The organism is Variovorax sp. JS1663 (assembly GCF_002157355.1).
Classification (GTDB): Bacteria; Pseudomonadota; Gammaproteobacteria; order Burkholderiales; family Burkholderiaceae_C; genus Variovorax.
Window position 1 is genome coordinate 26,836 of sequence record NZ_LYMK01000012.1, and the last position, 16,446, is coordinate 43,281.

General features: G+C 69.1%; 15 protein-coding genes. 2 read left to right on the plus strand and 13 right to left on the minus strand.

The window, feature by feature from the left end:
• Positions 1-38 precede the first annotated feature (38 nt).
• On the plus strand, positions 39-1,589 hold the full coding sequence (locus A8M77_RS12265) for a serine hydrolase domain-containing protein (RefSeq protein WP_086921778.1): 1,551 nt from the start codon (positions 39-41) through the stop codon (positions 1,587-1,589).
• A 129-nt stretch (positions 1,590-1,718) separates the two neighbouring features.
• The gene (locus tag A8M77_RS12270) at positions 1,719-2,486 is read left to right on the plus strand and encodes an alpha/beta fold hydrolase (protein ID WP_086921779.1); all 768 of its coding nucleotides are present in this window, start codon (positions 1,719-1,721) and stop codon (positions 2,484-2,486) included.
• 18 nt (positions 2,487-2,504) lie between these two features.
• Here A8M77_RS12270 and hutG read toward each other — a convergent pair whose 3' ends face one another.
• From hutG to A8M77_RS12335, 13 genes are read right to left on the minus strand one after another with little or no spacing between them, the layout of a single operon-like run.
• Positions 2,505-3,326 carry an N-formylglutamate deformylase gene (hutG, locus tag A8M77_RS12275; RefSeq protein WP_086921780.1) on the minus strand — a complete coding sequence of 274 codons (822 nt, stop codon included), beginning with the start codon at positions 3,324-3,326 and terminating at the stop codon, positions 2,505-2,507.
• A gap of 3 nt (positions 3,327-3,329) precedes the next feature.
• Positions 3,330-4,712: a formimidoylglutamate deiminase gene (locus A8M77_RS12280; protein ID WP_086921781.1), complete on the minus strand. Its 1,383-nt coding sequence runs from the start codon at positions 4,710-4,712 to the stop codon at positions 3,330-3,332.
• Entirely contained in the window at positions 4,709-5,959 is a 1,251-nt protein-coding gene (gene hutI / locus A8M77_RS12285) for an imidazolonepropionase (protein WP_086921782.1), read from the minus strand. Before hutI ends, A8M77_RS12280 begins: the two co-directional genes overlap by 4 nt.
• A 10-nt stretch (positions 5,960-5,969) precedes the next feature.
• Complete coding sequence (locus A8M77_RS12290; RefSeq protein WP_086921783.1) at positions 5,970-6,557, minus strand: HutD/Ves family protein; 588 nt, start codon at positions 6,555-6,557, stop codon at positions 5,970-5,972.
• A complete protein-coding gene (locus A8M77_RS12295) occupies positions 6,557-7,528 on the minus strand; it encodes a Bug family tripartite tricarboxylate transporter substrate binding protein (protein ID WP_086921784.1) in 972 nt (323 codons plus the stop codon). The genes A8M77_RS12290 and A8M77_RS12295 overlap by 1 nt, the downstream gene beginning before the upstream one ends.
• The gene (locus tag A8M77_RS12300; RefSeq protein WP_086921785.1) at positions 7,528-8,337 is read right to left on the minus strand and encodes a phosphate/phosphite/phosphonate ABC transporter substrate-binding protein; all 810 of its coding nucleotides are present in this window, start codon (positions 8,335-8,337) and stop codon (positions 7,528-7,530) included. Before A8M77_RS12300 ends, A8M77_RS12295 begins: the two co-directional genes overlap by 1 nt.
• Positions 8,338-8,347: 10 nt before the next feature.
• A complete protein-coding gene (locus A8M77_RS12305) occupies positions 8,348-9,349 on the minus strand; it encodes an ornithine cyclodeaminase family protein (RefSeq protein WP_086921786.1) in 1,002 nt (333 codons plus the stop codon).
• A gap of 14 nt (positions 9,350-9,363) precedes the next feature.
• Positions 9,364-11,082 carry a urocanate hydratase gene (gene hutU / locus A8M77_RS12310; RefSeq protein ID WP_086921787.1) on the minus strand — a complete coding sequence of 573 codons (1,719 nt, stop codon included), beginning with the start codon at positions 11,080-11,082 and terminating at the stop codon, positions 9,364-9,366.
• Positions 11,083-11,118: 36 nt separating this feature from the next.
• Positions 11,119-12,669, minus strand: a complete 1,551-nt coding sequence (gene hutH, locus A8M77_RS12315) for a histidine ammonia-lyase (protein WP_086921788.1) — start codon at positions 12,667-12,669, stop codon at positions 11,119-11,121.
• A 60-nt stretch (positions 12,670-12,729) separates the two neighbouring features.
• Positions 12,730-13,521, minus strand: a complete 792-nt coding sequence (hutC, locus tag A8M77_RS12320) for a histidine utilization repressor (protein WP_086921789.1) — start codon at positions 13,519-13,521, stop codon at positions 12,730-12,732.
• A gap of 11 nt (positions 13,522-13,532) precedes the next feature.
• Positions 13,533-14,315 carry an ABC transporter ATP-binding protein gene (locus tag A8M77_RS12325; protein WP_086921790.1) on the minus strand — a complete coding sequence of 261 codons (783 nt, stop codon included), beginning with the start codon at positions 14,313-14,315 and terminating at the stop codon, positions 13,533-13,535.
• Positions 14,315-15,163: an ABC transporter permease gene (locus A8M77_RS12330; protein ID WP_443271029.1), complete on the minus strand. Its 849-nt coding sequence runs from the start codon at positions 15,161-15,163 to the stop codon at positions 14,315-14,317. The genes A8M77_RS12325 and A8M77_RS12330 overlap by 1 nt, the downstream gene beginning before the upstream one ends.
• 25 nt (positions 15,164-15,188) lie before the next feature.
• Entirely contained in the window at positions 15,189-16,154 is a 966-nt protein-coding gene (locus A8M77_RS12335; RefSeq protein WP_086921791.1) for an ABC transporter substrate-binding protein, read from the minus strand.
• Between the last annotated feature and the right edge of the window lie 292 nt (positions 16,155-16,446).

A 16,446-nucleotide genomic window follows, 5' to 3' on the forward strand; every position in this document is an offset into this window, starting at 1 on the left:
GCCGCCTATGCGCCCAAACACACGAGGAGGCCAAGTTCATGCAAGAGACACCCCCCACCATTTCGCGCCGCGGCCTGCTGCACCTTTCCCTTGGCGGTGCCACCATCGCTGCGCTGCCCGGCATCGGCTGGGCCGCGGTCGACAGGGCCGCGCCAGCGTCTGCCGACGGCCTGCCACGCAGCCGCCCCGAGGCGCAAGGCATCTCGCCCGCCGCGATCCTCGCCTTCCTCGACGATGCGCAGCGCAACGCCTTCGAGCTGCACGGCTTCATGCTGTGGCGCAATGGGCATGTGGTGGCCGAAGGATGGTGGGACCCCTACAAGCCCGAAAGGCGGCACATGACGCACTCGCTCACGAAGAGCGTGACCGTGTGCGCCGTTGGCATGGCGATCGCCGAAGGCCGCTTCGGGCTCGACGACAAGGTCGCGTCCTTCTTCCCCGGGCATCTGCCCGCGGACGTCAGCGCCAACCTCGCGGCCATGACCGTGCGCGACCTGCTGACCATGCGAACGGGCCACGAGTCGATGGTGTCGGGCTCGGTCTGGCGGCCCATCCGCACCAGCTGGATCGCGGAGTTCTTCAAGATTCCCGTGGTCCATGTGCCGGGCAGCCGGTTCGTCTACACCAGCGCCGCCACCTACATGCTGTCGGCCATCGTCACGAAGACGACGGGGCAGTCGACGGCCGATTACCTGAAGCCGCGCTTCTTCGAGCCGCTGGGCATCACCGGCTATGAATGGGACGTGGGCCCGGAAGGCATTTCGCCGGGCGCCAACGGGCTGAGCTGGAAGACCGTCGATGCGCTCAAGCTCGGCATCCTGCACGCGCAGAACGGCGCGTGGAACGGCAAGCAGATCCTCACGAAGGAATGGGTCGCCTCGGTCCACGAGCCGCACACCAAGGACAGGTACGGCTACCAGTGGTGGCTGGGTCCCAACGGGGCCTACCATGCCGACGGCCTGTTCGGCCAGTACTCGGTGGTCTTCCCCGATCAGAACGCGGTGCTCGCGCTCAATTCGGCGCTGCCGCCCAGGGCAGGATTCAACGCGGGCATGCTGTACAAGCACTTTCCCGCGGCTTTCACCAAGACGGCGTCAAGCAGTGAGACGGACTACGCGGCGCTGAGGAACCGTACGCGCAGGCTGCAATTGCTGCCGCCCTTGAAGCCGACCGGCTCGCCTGTCGCCGCGAGCATCTCCGGGCAGCGCTACGACTTCGGCGAGAACCCGGAGAAGGTCAAGTCGGTGCGGCTGGACTTCACGCGCGACGCCTGCACCTTCACCATGGAAGACGAGCGCGGCACGCACAAGGTGCAGGCCGGCCTGCAGAAGCCCATCGAAAGCGACACCACCATCACCGGCAACACCCTTCATCACGAATACCAGCCCGAGGTAATGCGCGTGGTGGCCCGCGGCGAGTGGCTCGACGAGCGCACCTTCGTGATGACCTGGGTCTTCGTCGAATCCGCGTTCCGCGACACGGTCGTGTGCCGCTTCAGCGGGCCGTACTTGCGCTTCGAGCGAAGCGTCAACGTCAACTCCGCCGCCACCGAACTGCCGACGATCACCGGAACCCGCGCGAAGACTTGAGTTGCGCGCGCAGGCGAAGGACGACGGATCTCATGAATGATGAGATTTTTCTACGCCTATGGGTCAATACCGCCGGGCCAGCAAAAGCGGCAGCATTGCCGTGCCTCGCAACGCTCATCGGGAGAAGCCATGAAGTCCTTCCGCGCATCCGTCAGACTGGCCGCAGCCATGGCCGCCTGCGCGATCGCCTGCGTCGTTCCGACCTGGGCCGCGGCCCAGGCCGCCGCCAAGACTGTCGTGCTCGTGCACGGGGCCTTCGCGGACGGATCATCCTGGCACAAGGTCATCCCGCTGCTGAAGAAGACGGGCCTGAGCGTCGTTGCAGTCCAACACCCGCTGGACTCCCTGGAGAACGACGTCGCGTTCACCACGCGCGCGCTCGACATCGCGCAGGGGCCCGTGGTGTTGGTCGGCCATTCCTATGGGGGTGTCGTGATCACCGAGGCCGGCGTCCACGACAAGGTGAAATCCTTGGTCTATATCGCCGCACACATGCCCGACGCCGGGGAGTCGCTGACCGACGTGGCCAGGAACTACCCGCCGGCGGCCGGTCGGCCTTTCATCCAGGCGGATTCCAAGGGCTTTCTGAAGATCAGCGATGAGGGAGTCTTCAAGCACTTCGCGGCCGATCTTCCGCGCGCCGAGCAGGAGCTCGTCGCAGCGACCCAGGGCCCTTTCCACAGCAAAGCGACCACGCAAGCGGTCACCAAGGCGGCGTGGAAGAGCCGTCCCGCCTACGTCCTGGTCGCCGGCAACGACACGATCATCCCGCCACAGATGCAGCGTGATCGAGCGAAGCTGATCCAGGCGACGACCGTCGAGGTTCCTTCAAGCCATGTCGCCATGCTCTCGCAACCCGAGGCCGTTGCGCGGCTGATTCTCCAGGCGGCGAAATGAGTCGATCTGCAAGTTGACCTAGGCTGCGGAGCGCCCCTCCACGAATCCCAGAACGGCCTCCACCATCCTTCGCACGTGCGGCTGCACTCGCGCCGCGACCTCGGGCAGGTAGTCGAAGGGGAGCGCCTCCTGCATGTAGCTGCACTGCGTCATCTCCAGCTGCACCGCGTGCACGTTCTGCGCGGGCTGGCCGTGGTGCCGGGTGATGTAGCCGCCGGTGAAGCGGCCGTTGAGCACGCCCGTGAATCCCTGGGCCTCTTTCGCGATCGCCAGCAGCGCCTGGCCGAGCGCCGGGTCGCAGCTGGCGCCTTGCGCGGTGCCGAGATTGAGGTCGGGCAGGCGGCCTTCGAAGAAGCGCGGCAGCACGGAGCGGATGGAGTGCGCATCCCAGAGCGCCGCGATGCCGTGCCGCGCCTTGATGCGCGCGAGCTCCTCCGCCAGCTGGCGGTGGTAGGGCTCCCAGATGGCCGCGCGGCGCTCGGCGATCTCGGCCTCGCCCGGCACGTCGCCGGCGGCATAGAGCGGCGTGTCGTCGAAGGTGTCGACCGGGCACAGGCCCGTGACGCTCTGCCCGGGGTACAGGCTCGCGCCGTCCGGCGGGCGGTTGAGATCGATCACGTAGCGCGAGTGCGTCGCGACCAGCACGGAGGCGCCGAGCTCGTCGGCGAAGTCGTAGAGGCGCTCCAGGTGCCAGTCGGTGTCGGGCACCTGGCGCGCCTCTTCGGTGAGACGCGCGGCAAGTGGCGGCGGCAGGTGCGTGCCGGCATGCGGCATCGAGATCAGCAGCGGGCGGGTGCCGCGGCGAAAGCGGAAGGGGGGTTCGGTGGTGGTGAAAGGCATGGTTCAGTCCTCGAGGAGTTGCCGGCGTGCCGCCACGAAGGCGGCCGCGGCTTCGTCGTGCAGGGCATGGCGGCCGGCGGCGACGCGCGCCTGGCCGCCGACCCACACGGCATCGATGGCCGACGTGCGGTGGCTGGCGAACACGTGGGCCGAGAGCATCTCCGGCGCGGGCAGGCCCTGCAGGGCAACATGGCGCGCGTCGAGCACCACGAAGTCCGCCTGCTGCCCGGCCGCCAACCCGCCGACGTCGCGGCCCGCGGCCTGCGCGCCGCCCTGCACCGCCGCCAGCTTCAGCGCCGTCGCGACCTGGCGGTGTGCCGCGTCGGCGCCCACGTTGCGCTGCCGGGTCACGAGGCGCTGGCCGTACTCGAGCATCAGCAGCTCCTCGGCCGCGTTGACGCAGGCATGGCTGTCGGAACCCACGCCCCACGCGCCGCCATGTGCGCGCCAGCGGGCGAAGTCGAAGATGCCGTCGCCGAGATTGGCTTCGGTGGTGGGACACAGGCCGGCGACGGCACCGCTCGCGGCCGCGCGCTCGTACTCGCCGTCGTCCATGTGCGTCGCATGCACCAGGCACCAGCGCGCGTCGACCGGCGCGTGATCGAGCAGCCAGGCCACCGGACGCTGGCCGCTCCACGCGACGCAGTCGTCGACCTCCTGGGTCTGCTCGGCGATGTGGATGTGGATCGGCGCGCGCGCATCGAGCGCATCGAGGCCCGCCAGCGCCTCCTGCAGTGCCGCGGGCGGCACCGCGCGCAGCGAATGCGGCGCGAGGCCGAGGCGCGCGTCCTGCGCTTCGCAAACAGGCTTCAGTGCATCGAGCAGGCACAGCATCGATTCGGTGGTGCGGATGAAGCGGCGCTGTCCTTCGTTGGGCGGAAGACCGCCGAAGCCGCTGGTCTGGTAGAGCACCGGCAGCAGCGTGAAGCCGATGCCTGTGCGCTGCGCCGCGCGCAGCAGCGCGAGGCTCAGGGTGGCGTCGTCGGCGTAGGGGCGGCCATCGGCATCGTGGTGCACGTACTGGAACTCGCACACGCTGGTGTAGCCGGCCTCGAGCATCTCGGCATAGAGCCAGGTCGCGATGGCTTCCATGTGCTGCGGACCGAGGCGCGCGGCGAAGCGGTACATCAGCGTGCGCCAGCTCCAGAAGCTGTCCTGCTGCCCGGCACGATGCTCGGTGAGCCCGGCAAAGGCACGCTGGAAGGCGTGCGAATGCAGGTTCGGCATGCCGGGAATGACGGGGCCCGCGCTGCGCGGCACGCCCTGCGGCGCCTGCGCATCGGCCTGCACCTGGATGAGCCGGCCCGTTTCATCCCAGGCCAGCAGCACATCGCGCGCCCAGCCTTGCGGCAGCAGCGCATCGGCAGCGAAGAGGCTTCGGCTCACCGTGCGCCCTCCCCCGCGATGCGGCCCTGCCGGACCACGGTGCGCAGCGGCCGCTGGCCGAACCAGTAGGCCAGCTCCGCCGCATCGCGGAGATTCCACAGCACGAAGTTCGCCGGCCGTCCGGCGGCGATAACGCCGTGCGTGTCCGACAAGCCGAGCGCACGCGCCGCATGCACCGTGACCCCGGCCAGCGTCTCGGGCACGGTGAGGCGGAAGAGCGTGCAGGCCATGCTCATCATCAGGAGCAGGCTCAGCGCGGGCGAGGTGCCGGGGTTGTGGTCGGTCGAGACGGCCATGGGTACGCCGGCCGCGCGCAGCGCCTCGATGGGCGGCAGGTGCGTGTCGCGCAGCGCGTAGTAGGCGCCGGGCAGCAGAACGGCGACGGTGCCGGCCGCGCGCATGGCGGCGATGCCTTCTGGGGAGAGGTGCTCGACGTGATCGCAGGACAGCGCCCCGTAGCGCGCCGCCAGCGCCGCACCGCCCATGTCGGAGAGCTGCTCCGCATGCAGCTTCACCGGCAGGCCCAGCGCGCGCGCCGCCTGGAAGACGCGCTCGGTCTCTTCCAGCGAGAAGGCGATGCGCTCGCAGAAGACGTCGACCGCATCGATCAGGCCTTCGGCGGCGAGCGCCGGCATCATCTCCCGGCAGACCAGCTCGATGTAGTCGACGCTGCGCCCCGCGTATTCGGGCGGCAGCGCATGGGCGCCGAGGAAGGTGGTGCGCACGGTCACCCCATAGGCCTGGCCGAGCCGGCGCGCCACGCGCAGCTGCTTGCGCTCGTGCTCGAGCGAGAGACCGTAGCCGGACTTGATCTCGATCGCGCACACGCCGTCGGCCAGCAGTTGCTCGAGCCGTGGAGCGGCCTGCGCGAACAGGGTGTCCTCGTCGGCCTCGCGCGTCGCGCGAACGGAGGAGACGATGCCGCCGCCGGCCTTCGCGACTTCCTCGTAGCTCGCGCCGGCCAGCCGCATCGCGAACTCGTTGGCGCGCTGGCCGCCGTAGACCAGGTGGGTGTGGCAGTCGATCAGGCCGGGCGTGACGAGCGCGCCGCCGCCGTCACGGCGAGGCCCTTCGGACAGCCCCGCAGGCACGGCCTGCGCGTCGCCGATCCACCGGATGACGCCCTGCTCGACAGCGATCGCGGCCTGGGCGCCCTCCGGCAGCGACAGCCCGGGCGCCGCGCCGGGCGCGAGTCGCAGGCCGACCCACAGGCCGTCGGCGGAAGGAAGTTCGTTCAAGGTGTTCATCGTTCGACCCTCAAGGCTGCGCGTCCGCTGGCAGGATACGCACGACCGCGAGACGCGCGCCCGGCCCGGACGGCATGGCCCGCCATGCATGCGGCGCGTCGGCCCAGCACAGCCCTTCGCCTTCGCGGCAGACGGCCCCCGCGTCGTTCAGGCGCCAATCGCCACGCAAGGCCAGCAGCACGCCATGCGGCGCGGACGCGACCGAGGCTGCGTCATCGAACACCTGCAGTTCGGCATGCCACAGGCCGCGCCGGGTCATCACGTTCAAGTCGCTCGATGCAGCGCCCTGCGGCACGCAGTCGATCTCGGCTTCGCCCGCGAAGGCGAAAGGCTGGTGCGGCGCATCGAGCCGATGGTCGATGCGGCCGTCGCGAGATTGCAAGCGCACGCCCTCGCCTTCCAGCAGCATGATGAGCCGGTCCACGCCCTCGAACATCGAGAAGGGTCCGGCCGCCGCGATGGTGGCGATGCTGACCCGCCAGCCGAAGTCGTCGAGGCCCGCGCCCGGCGGCCAGCTGGCGATCTGCTGCGTGCTGCCGCCACCGTTCTTCCACGGCATGGCCGGCAGCGTGGCGCGCGAAAAGGAAACGAGGGTCATCAGTCGGGCTTGATGTTCTGCTTGCGGATCACCTCGCTCCAGCGCGCAGTTTCGCTGCGGATGGAGGCGGCGAGTTCCTGCGGCTTGCCGCCGCCCGGCTCCAGGCCCTGCGCGGCGAACTTCTCCTGGATCGCGGGCTTCGCGAGGGAACGGGCCGCTTCGGCGTTGAGCCGATCGACGATCGCCGCGGGTGTGCCTGCGGGCGCCATCAGCGCGTACCAGGAGACGGCTTCGAACTTCGGCAGGCCCTGTTCCGCGACGGTGGGCAGGTCGGGCATGGCAGCCGATCGCTTCAGGCTGGCGACGCCGAGCGCGCGCAGCTTGCCGGACTTCACATGCGGCAGCACCGCCGACATGGCGCCGAACATCATCGACACCTGCCCGCCGACCACGTCGTTGAGCGCCGGGCCGATGCCCTTGTAGGGCACGTGGATCAGCTTGAGATCGGCCTCCAGAGCCATCAGCTCGCCGGCCAGGTGGGCCTGGCTGCCGGCACCGGGCGATGCGAAGCTGAGCGTGCCCGGCTTCTGCTTCGCCAGCGCGATCAGCTCCTTGAGCGACTTCGCCGGCACGTCGGCGTTGACCACCAGCACGTTCTCGACGGTGGCGAGCATGACGACCGGCGCCAGATCGCTGGCCTTGTAGGGCAGCGTGGGAAAGAGGCTCGGGTTCACCGCCACGTTGCCCACGGGCACGATGCCCACGGTGTAGCCGTCGGGCATGGCCTTGGCGATCTGCTCGACGCCGATGTTGCCGGCGGCACCGACCTTGTTCTCGACCACGAAGGGCTGGCCCAGCGCATCGGCGAGCTCCTGCCCGGTCACGCGGGCCAGCACGTCGGCCGGGCCGCCGGGCGCGAAGGGGACGATCACGCGCACGGGCTTGGCGGGATAGGCCTGCGCATGGAGCACGGGCGACGCGGTAGCGAGCAACAGGGGCAGGAAGGCAAGAGCAAGACGGCGCTGGATCATCAGAGTTCCTCGAAGGGGGGCATGTCATCACGACGGGCGATCCGCGCGAGGACCTCGTAGTCCGCGGGATCGGGCACGGCGAAGCCGGCAAGCAACAAGCGTTCCGCCGCGTCGCGCAGTTCGGGCGCCTGCGTGCTCGCCTGCAGCGCGTCGCGCAGGCGCGCGAGCTCGTCCTGCGAAAGCGCGGCCGTCGCGACCAGCGGCGGGATGGGCCGCGCTGCGGTGCTGGCGATGCTGCGCACCTGCTGCGCGAAAGCCGGCTCGTTGCGGCGCAGGAGGTCGTGGTAGTAGCTGTCGAGCGGGCCGACGTCGATGGTGCCGGCCGCCAGCGCCTCGATGACGCCGCGTGCATGGATCAGGTTGCCGACCGCCTGGCGGTAGAGGCGCGATCCGCGCGCGGCGCGGTACGGCGCGAGGTGGTCGCGCAGCGCCACGCCGCCCGACATCGAATCGGCCAGCGTGTAGCCCACGACGCCGCCGAAGGTGTCTTCGAGGCGCTCGTACTTCGCATCGGCGCGCACCACGATGTCGGAGAAGTAGACCGGCCGGCCGCCATAGCGCGCCGGCGAAGGCACCGGCGCGGCGACCAGCGTGGGGCGCGCTTCGCGCTGCGAGAACGGGAGGCCGCACATCATCGCCAGCCCCAGGTCCTCGCGCGCCCACAGCGCGGAGAGCGGCGCGGGCGGGTCGTAGTCGATCACCTCCCAGCGCAGGTCCGCGCGCGCCAGCACCCAGGCCAGCAGCGCCTTCCAGTCGGCCCGCGCCGAAGCGGTGGCCGAGTACATCCGCGCGTTGGCGAACAGCGGCATGGCGTGCGCGTCAGCGGAAGCGCAGCTGCTGCCCGAGCCCCATGCGTTTCGCCTTCGCGAGCATCGCCGAGCCGAGCGCGATGTCCGACAGCGACAGGCCGCGGTGCCAGAACAGATTCGTCTCGTCCTCGCTCTCGCGACCGGGCTTGAGGCCGGCGACGATCTGGCCGAGCTCGGCATGCAGCGTCTCTTCCGACAGCTTGCCGGCGTCGACGTGCGCGCGCAGCGCGCCCAGCGGGCCGGCCTTGGCCTGGCCCCAGTCGTCCATCACCATCTTGTCCATGATGTCGGTGAGCGAGAGCTCGACCGCGCTCATGGTGCCGTAGGGGATCACGCAAGCGCCCTTCTTGATCCACTCGGTCTTGAGCATGGGCGTGGGCTTTTCCAGGCGCGAGGCCTCGACCACGATGTCGGCGCCGCGCACGCAGGATTCCCAGTCCTCGGTGATGGTGATCTTGGTGCCGAGGTCGCGCTCCAGGCGCGCGGCGAACTTCTCGCGGCTCTCGGGGCGGCGCGAATGCACGCGGATCTCGTCGAAGTGGAAGATGGAATGCAGCAGGCGCACGTTCCAGTAGGAGGTGCCGCGCGCGCCGATGTGGCCGAGGATCTTCGAGTTCTTGCGCGCGAGGTGCTTGGCGCCGATCGCGGTGATCGCGCCGGTGCGCATGTCGGTGATGTCGGAGGCGTCGATGATGGCCACGGGCACGCCGTTCTTCGGATCGAAGAGATTGAGCAGTGCGAGCTCCGAGGGGAGGCCCTGTTCGTAGTTGCGGTAGAAGTCGCCCACCACCTTCACGCCCGCCAGGCCGAGCGGCCGGATGTAGCCGCGCAGCACGTTGAAGTGGCCCGGGTAGTCCTTCTCGGGCACCAGGTGCATGCGCGGCTCGATGGTGGTCTCGCCGCGGCCCTGGGCCACGAGGCCCTCCTCGACCGCCGCGACGATCTCGGCGTCGGTCATCTTCAGGGCCTGGACGTCCAGGTGGTTCAGGTAGTGCAGGTAGATCTCGGACATGGGTCGGGGCCTCGTTACTTGATCATGGGGAGCTGGAGCGCATGCTTCTTCGCCGTGGCGACGGCCTGCTCGTAGCCGGCATCGGCATGGCGCATCACGCCGGTGGCGGGGTCGTTCCACAGCACGCGCCCGATGCGCCTGGCGGCCGCGTCGGTGCCGTCGCAGACGATCACGACGCCCGAGTGCTGCGAGTAACCCATGCCGACGCCGCCACCGTGGTGCAGGCTGACCCAGGTCGCACCACCCGCGGTGTTGAGCAGCGCATTGAGCAGCGGCCAGTCGGACACCGCATCGGTGCCGTCCTTCATCGATTCGGTCTCACGGTTGGGACTGGCGACCGAGCCGGTGTCCAGGTGGTCGCGGCCGATCACGATCGGGCCCTTGAGCTCGCCGGACTTCACCATCTCGTTGAAGGCCAGGCCGGCCTTGTGGCGCTCGCCCAGGCCCAGCCAGCAGATGCGCGCGGGCAGGCCCTGGAAGGAAATGCGCTCGCGCGCCATGTCGAGCCAGCGATGGGTGTGCGTGTTCTCGGGGAACAGCTCTTTGATCTTGGCGTCGGTCTTGTAGATGTCCTCCGGGTCGCCCGAGAGCGCGACCCAGCGGAAGGGGCCCTTGCCTTCGCAGAACAGCGGGCGGATGTAGGCCGGCACGAAGCCGGGGAAGTCGAAGGCGTTCTTCACGCCCTCGTCGAGGGCGACCTGGCGGATGTTGTTGCCGTAGTCGACCGTGGGAATGCCCATGGCCTGGAAGTCGAGCATGGCCTGCACGTGCACGGCGCAGGACTTGGCGGCCTCGGCCTTCAGGCGTGCGTGCTGCGAGGGGTCCTTCTGCGCATCGATCCATTGCTCGACGGTCCAGCCGGCGGGCAGGTAGCCGTTGATCAGGTCGTGGGCGGAGGTCTGGTCGGTCACCAGGTCGGGCTGGAGGCCACCGGCCTTCGCGCGCCTCACCAGCTCGGGCAGGATCTCGGCGGCGTTGCCCAGCAGCGCGATCGACACGGCTTCCTTTGCCGCGGTGTGCTGCCGGATCAACGCGATGGCATCGTCGACGTCCTTGGCCTGCTTGTCGACGTAGCGCGTGCGCAGCCGGAAGTCGATGCTCGACTGCCTGCATTCGATGTTGAGCGAGACCGCGCCCGCCAGGGTGGCAGCCAGCGGCTGCGCGCCGCCCATGCCGCCGAGGCCGGCCGTCAGGATCCACTTGCCCGAGAGGTCGTCGTTGTAGTGCTGGCGGCCCGCCTCGACGAAGGTCTCGAAGGTGCCCTGCACGATGCCCTGGCTGCCGATGTAGATCCAGCTGCCGGCGGTCATCTGGCCGTACATGAAGAGGCCCTTGCGGTCGAGCTCGTTGAAGTGCTCCCAGGTTGCCCACTTGGGCACCAGGTTGGAGTTGGCGAGCAGCACGCGCGGGGCGTCAGGATGGGTCTTGAACACGCCGACCGGCTTGCCGGACTGGATCAGCAGGGTCTCGTCATCCTCCAGCGTCTTGAGCGAGGCGAGGATCTGGTCGAAGCATTCCCAGTTGCGCGCGGCGCGGCCGATGCCGCCGTAGACGACCAGGTCCTGCGGGCGCTCGGCCACCTCGGGATCGAGGTTGTTCTGCAGCATGCGGAAAGGCGCCTCGGTGAGCCAGCTCTTGCAGTGGAGCTGGCTGCCGCGCGGCGCGCGGATCACGCGCGTCGGATCGTGGCGGGGGTCGGCGGTGGGGACGGCGAATTTGTCGGGCGCATTCATGGTGGCATGTCCTTTCGATGCAAGGGGCGGAGTGATTCAGGAACGGCTGGGCAGGATGTCCAGCAGGGCGGCCGGCCATTGGCTGCGGCGCGCCCACTGGCGCATGGCCTCGATGTCGGTGGCGATGAAGTGGTCCTGGTCGATGAAGGCCACGCGCCCGCGGATGGCGGCGAATTCGGCTTCGAGCAAGGCCGAGCTTTTCGGGCCACGCTTCAGCTCGATGCCTTGTGCAGCAGCCATGGCCTCGATGCCCACGACCACCGCCGTGTTCTGCACCATTTCCGCGAGGCGCCGCGCAGCGAAGGTGGCCATCGACACGTGGTCCTCCTGGTTGGCCGAGGTGGGCAGGCTGTCCACGCTGGCCGGATGGGCGAGCGACTTGTTCTCGGAAGCGAGCGACGCGGCCGTGACCTGGGCGATCATGAAGCCGGAGTTGACGCCGCCGTCGCGCACCAGGAAGGGCGGCAGGCCCGAGAGCCCGCTGTCCAGCAGCAGGGCCATGCGGCGCTCGCTGATGGCGCCGATCTCGGCCACGGCCAGCGCGATGATGTCGGCCGCGAAGGCCACCGGCTCGGCGTGGAAGTTGCCGCCCGAGATCACGTCGCCGTTGTCGAAGACCAGCGGGTTGTCGGAGGCCGCGTTCGCCTCGATGCGCAGTACGCGCGCGGCGTGCGCGAGGTTGTCGAGGCAGGCGCCCATGACCTGGGGCACGCAGCGGATGGAATACGGGTCCTGCACGCGGCCGCAGTCGGCGTGCGAGGGAATGATCTCGCTGCCTTCGAGCAGCGTGCGCACCGCGGCGGCGACCGCGATCTGCCCGGGTTGGCCGCGCGCCGCGTGGATGCGGGCGTCGAAGGGCTTGATGGAGCCCTGGATCGCCTCGAGCGAAAGCGCACCGGCCATCAGGCCGGCGGCGAACACGTCTTCGGCGCCGAAGAGGCCCGCCAGCGCGAGCGCCGTGGAGACCTGCGTGCCGTTGAGCAGGGCCAGCCCTTCCTTGGGGCCGAGAACGAAGGGCTTGAGCCCGATGCGCGCAAGCGCCACGGCGCCGCCGATTACCTCGCCTTCGGGCGTCGTGACCTCGCCCTCGCCGATCAGCACGCAGGCCAGGTGCGCCAGCGGCGCCAGGTCGCCCGAGGCGCCGACGGAGCCCTTGGACGGGATGCGAGGCAGCAGGCCCGCGTTGTGCAGGGCCAGAAGCGCATCGACGATCTCCGGCGCGATGCCCGAATGGCCACGCGCCAGGCTCACCGCCTTGGTCGCGAGCACCAGGCGCACCACGCCGTCCGGCAGCGCTTCGCCTGTCCCGGCGCTGTGCGACAGCACCAGGTTGCGCTGCAGCTCGGCCAGCCGCTCGTGCGGGATGATGGTCTGGGCCAGCTTGCCGAAGCCGGTGTTGATGCCATAGACCACCTCGCCGGCATCGACGATGCGGCGCACCGTGGCCTGTGCGGCCAGCAGGCCCGCGCGGGCCGAGGGCGCGAGCGCGAGCTGCACGCCGCCGGCGTGCACGCGGCGCAGTGCGGCGAGCTCGACCTCGCCGGGGACGAGCACCAGCGGTTCGGTGGAGGAAGCTTTGTCGTTCATTCGTTGGTCCTGTCTATACAAGTGACGGCGTGCGAGGCGCAGGGTCCTGGTTCGCGGTGGTCAGCCGAAACTCGGGTTGCCGTCGGCCCGGAAGCGGCTGCCCAGCCGGTAGCGCGAGGCCGGGTGCAGGCAGCGCACCATGGTCACCGGAGTGGTGCGCGTCCAGGTGCGGCGTGTGAGCAGCAGGCAGGGGTCGTTGGCCGGCATGTCCAGGCGCTCGGCCTGTTCGGCCGTGGGCAGCACGGCATCGACCACGTGCTCGATCTGGTCGAAGGGCACGTTGCGCACCAGGTACTCGCTGGGCGACATGGCGGAGAAGTCCTGGTCGAGGAAGGCCGGCACCACGCGCGGGTTGACGTGGCGGTCCTCCAGTTGCACGGGCAGGTTGTTCTCCAGGTGCAGGCACACGGTGTGGAAGACCGACTCGCCGGGCCGCAGGTCCAGCCACACGGCCACGTCGGGCGAGGCGGCGATGCGCTCGGCCACCAGGAACTTGCAGCGGTAGTCGTGTCCGCGGGCGCGGATCTCGCTCGCGATGTTGGCGATCTGCAGCAGGGTGGACTGCGGCTTGTCCTCGGCCACGAAGCTGCCCACGCCGGCCACGCGCACGATGCGGCCCTGCTCCATCAGCTCGCGCAGGGCGCGGTTGACGGTCATGCGCGCAACGCCGAACTGGGCGACCAGCTCGCTTTCCGAGGGCAGGCGGTGGCCGGCGGGCCAGGAGCCGTCCTGGATCTTGTGGGTGATGAAGGACTTGACCTGCTCGTAGAGCGCCAGGGCGGGCTGCACCGGCGCGCCCGCCGCCGGGCGCTGCGCGGGCTTGCTGTTGCGGTGCTTTCCGGAGGCGCTCATCTTGTCCTTCTTCAGTGCTCGGCCGCGGCCATGGACTCGGCCCGGATTTCCTCGGTCAGCCGGGCCTTGATCTCCATGAACTCGGGCGAGGTCTTGATCGTGTAGTGACGCGGATGCCCGAAGTCCACGGCGATCTCGCTCTTGATGCGGCCCGGGCGCGCGCTGAACACCGCGACCCGGTTGGCCATGAAGATGGCCTCGTCGATATCGTGCGTGACGAAGAGCACGGTCTTCTGCGCCGATTCCCAGATGCCCAGCAGCAGCTCCTGCATCAGCACGCGGGTCTGGTTGTCGAGCGCGCCGAAGGGCTCGTCGAGCAGCAGGATCTTGGGGTCGTTGGCCAGGGCGCGCGCGATCGCGGTGCGCTGTTGCATGCCGCCGGAGAGCTGCTTCGGGTAGTGGTTCTCGAAGCCGCGCAGGCCGACCTTGGCGATGAAGTAGTCGCTGCGCTCCTTCTGCTGCGCCTCGCCCATGCCGCGCTCGCGCAGGCCGAAGCGGATGTTCTGCGCGATGGTCAGCCAGGGGAAGAGCGTGTAGCTCTGGAACACCATGCCGCGGTCGGCGCCCGGCCCCTCGATGGGCTGGCCGTCGAGCAGCACGCGGCCTTCGCTCGGATCGTCCAGGCCGGCGACGATGCGCAGCAGCGTGGACTTGCCGCAGCCCGAGGGGCCGAGGATGGTGACGAAGTCGTTCTCGCGCACTTCGAAGTCGATGGGCAAGAGCGCCTGCGTGCGCTGGCCCTTGTTGCCGGTGAAGGTGCGGGAAACGCCGCGGATCGAAAGCTGGCTTTGCATCACAGGGCACTCCACGCGAACAGGCGACGGTTGAGGAATTTGAAGGCGAAGTCCGAGACCAGCCCGATCACGCCGATGACGATGATCCCGAAGATGATCTGGCCGGTGTTCAGCAGCGCCTGGCTGTCGGTGATCATGTGGCCGATGCCGGACGAGGAGCCGATGAGCTCCGCCACGATCACGTAGGTCCAGGCCCAGCCCAGCACCAGGCGCAGCGTCTCGGCGATGCCGGGCGCGGCGCCCGGGATCAGCACCCGCGCGACGATGCCGCGGCTGTTCGCACCCAGCGTGTAGGCCGCCTCCACCAGGTCACGCCGCGCGCCACCCACGGTGACGGCGACCATCAGCGTGATCTGGAACACCGAGCCGATGAAGATCACCAGCAGCTTCTGCGCTTCGCCGATGCCGGCCCAGAGGATCAGCAAGGGGATGAAGGCCGAGGCCGGCAGGTAGCGGCAGAAGGAGACGAAGGGCTCGAAGAAGGCCTCGACGCTCTTCCAGGTGCCCATCGCGATCCCGAGCGGTACGGCGATGACCGCGGCCAGCACGAAGCCGCCGACCACGCGCCACACGGTCATCCCGATGTCGTGGATGAAGTTGAACTCGGTGAAGAGCAGGTAGCCTTCCTTCACCATCGTGACCGGGCTGGCCAGGAAGGTCGGCGACACGAAGCCGCCGAGCGTGAACGCGGCCCAGACCAGCACGAAGACGACGAAGAAGCCCAGGCCGAGCAGCCAGCGTGCGCGCGCGCCGACGGGCTCGAGCGGGGCCAGCGCGCGGCGCCTGCGCGCCGCAACCGGGGCCGGCATCTGCAGGGAAGGCGCGGACATCGGCTTGGGGGTGTTCATGACAGGCGTCGCGTCCATGGCGGGCTTACTTGATGTAGCTGGTGTCGAAGGTGGCGGCGAGGTCGTCGGGCGCCTTGCGGATGACGCCGGACTCCAGCAGGATCGCCTGCGCGTCCTTCATGAAGGGCGTGATCTCGCTGGCGAAAAACTTCTGGTTGGCCGCGCGGTCGGACCAGCGCAGGTAGGCCGAGGACTTGGCGAACTGCTCGCCGCTCTGCTTGACCGCGGCGCCCATCAGCTCGTTGGACTTGGCGGGCTCGGCCTTGATCATGTCGATGGCATCGAAGTACGCGTCGGCCAGCGCCTTGGCGGCCTTGCCGTTGGCCTTGAGCCAGGTGGGCGCGCAGCCGACGGTGTCCATGACCATCGGGTAGTCGAGGGTGGTGGCGAGGATCTTGCCGGCCTGCGGGTTGGCGCGCACCGTGGAAAGGTACGGCTCGTAGGTCATGGCGGCATCGTTCTGGCCGGAGACGAAGGCCTGCGCGGCGGGCTGCGGCTCGAGCGAGACCAGCTTCACGTCCTTCATGCTCATGCCGTTCTTGCTGAGCATCCAGGCCAGTCCGAAGTAGGGCGCGGTGCCGGGTGCGCTGACGCCGATGGCCTTGCCCTTGAGGTCGGCGAAGCTCTTGACGTCGTTGCGCACGGCCAGGCCGTCGGCGCCGTAGGACTTGTCCATCTGGAAGATCTGGACGATGGGCACGCCATTGGCATTCCAGGCCACGTGGGTTTCGACGGTGGTGGCCGCGCACTGGATGGCGCCGGAAGCCAGGGCGAGGTGGCGGTCCTTCTGCGGGATCATGCGCAGCTCGACGTCGAGCCCGTGCTTCTTGAAGATGCCGGCCTTGTCGGCCAGCGAGAGGGGTGCGAAGCCGGTCCAGCCGGACATGCCCAGCACGATCCTGGTTTCCTGGGCCTGCGCGTTTGCCGCCATGCCTGCCATGCATGCGGCAGCCGCCAGCAGCGAGGCGATTTTTCCGAGCGTCCTGACCATCGAGGGTTCTCCTGTAGCGTTTCAAACATCTTCGGCTCGCCGCGCCGGGGCGTCCGGCTTCAGCATGGGCCGAGTTTTGTTCACCGCGCCGCACCTGTATATACAGGTTAACCCCGAATTGAAGACCAAGTCAGGTGCTTTCCCGCTCCTTGATAGTGCACGGGGCGGTTCTTTTGGGCTGTACGCTGTCTAGACAGGTGCATGCGGCGGCGAACGGCAGGAATCTAGCAACGGGTGTGCCAGCGGTCCGGGTCCGAATCCGCGCCGTCCGCATCGGAGACAATCCACTCCC

Coding starts and splice junctions, on each gene's coding strand:
- hutG (WP_086921780.1), bottom strand. CDS start 3,326: ATGCCTTTCACCACCACCGAACCCCCCTTCCGCTTTCGCCGCGGCACC.
- hutH (WP_086921788.1), bottom strand. CDS start 12,669: ATGAACGACAAAGCTTCCTCCACCGAACCGCTGGTGCTCGTCCCCGGC.
- A8M77_RS12265 (WP_086921778.1), top strand. CDS start 39: ATGCAAGAGACACCCCCCACCATTTCGCGCCGCGGCCTGCTGCACCTT.
- A8M77_RS12300 (WP_086921785.1), bottom strand. CDS start 8,337: ATGCCGCTGTTCGCCAACGCGCGGATGTACTCGGCCACCGCTTCGGCG.
- A8M77_RS12335 (WP_086921791.1), bottom strand. CDS start 16,154: ATGGTCAGGACGCTCGGAAAAATCGCCTCGCTGCTGGCGGCTGCCGCA.
- A8M77_RS12270 (WP_086921779.1), top strand. CDS start 1,719: ATGAAGTCCTTCCGCGCATCCGTCAGACTGGCCGCAGCCATGGCCGCC.
- hutI (WP_086921782.1), bottom strand. CDS start 5,959: ATGAACACCTTGAACGAACTTCCTTCCGCCGACGGCCTGTGGGTCGGC.
- hutU (WP_086921787.1), bottom strand. CDS start 11,082: ATGAATGCGCCCGACAAATTCGCCGTCCCCACCGCCGACCCCCGCCAC.
- A8M77_RS12290 (WP_086921783.1), bottom strand. CDS start 6,557: ATGACCCTCGTTTCCTTTTCGCGCGCCACGCTGCCGGCCATGCCGTGG.
- A8M77_RS12295 (WP_086921784.1), bottom strand. CDS start 7,528: ATGATCCAGCGCCGTCTTGCTCTTGCCTTCCTGCCCCTGTTGCTCGCT.
- A8M77_RS12305 (WP_086921786.1), bottom strand. CDS start 9,349: ATGTCCGAGATCTACCTGCACTACCTGAACCACCTGGACGTCCAGGCC.
- A8M77_RS12330 (WP_443271029.1), bottom strand. CDS start 15,163: ATGAACACCCCCAAGCCGATGTCCGCGCCTTCCCTGCAGATGCCGGCC.
- hutC (WP_086921789.1), bottom strand. CDS start 13,521: ATGAGCGCCTCCGGAAAGCACCGCAACAGCAAGCCCGCGCAGCGCCCG.
- A8M77_RS12325 (WP_086921790.1), bottom strand. CDS start 14,315: ATGCAAAGCCAGCTTTCGATCCGCGGCGTTTCCCGCACCTTCACCGGC.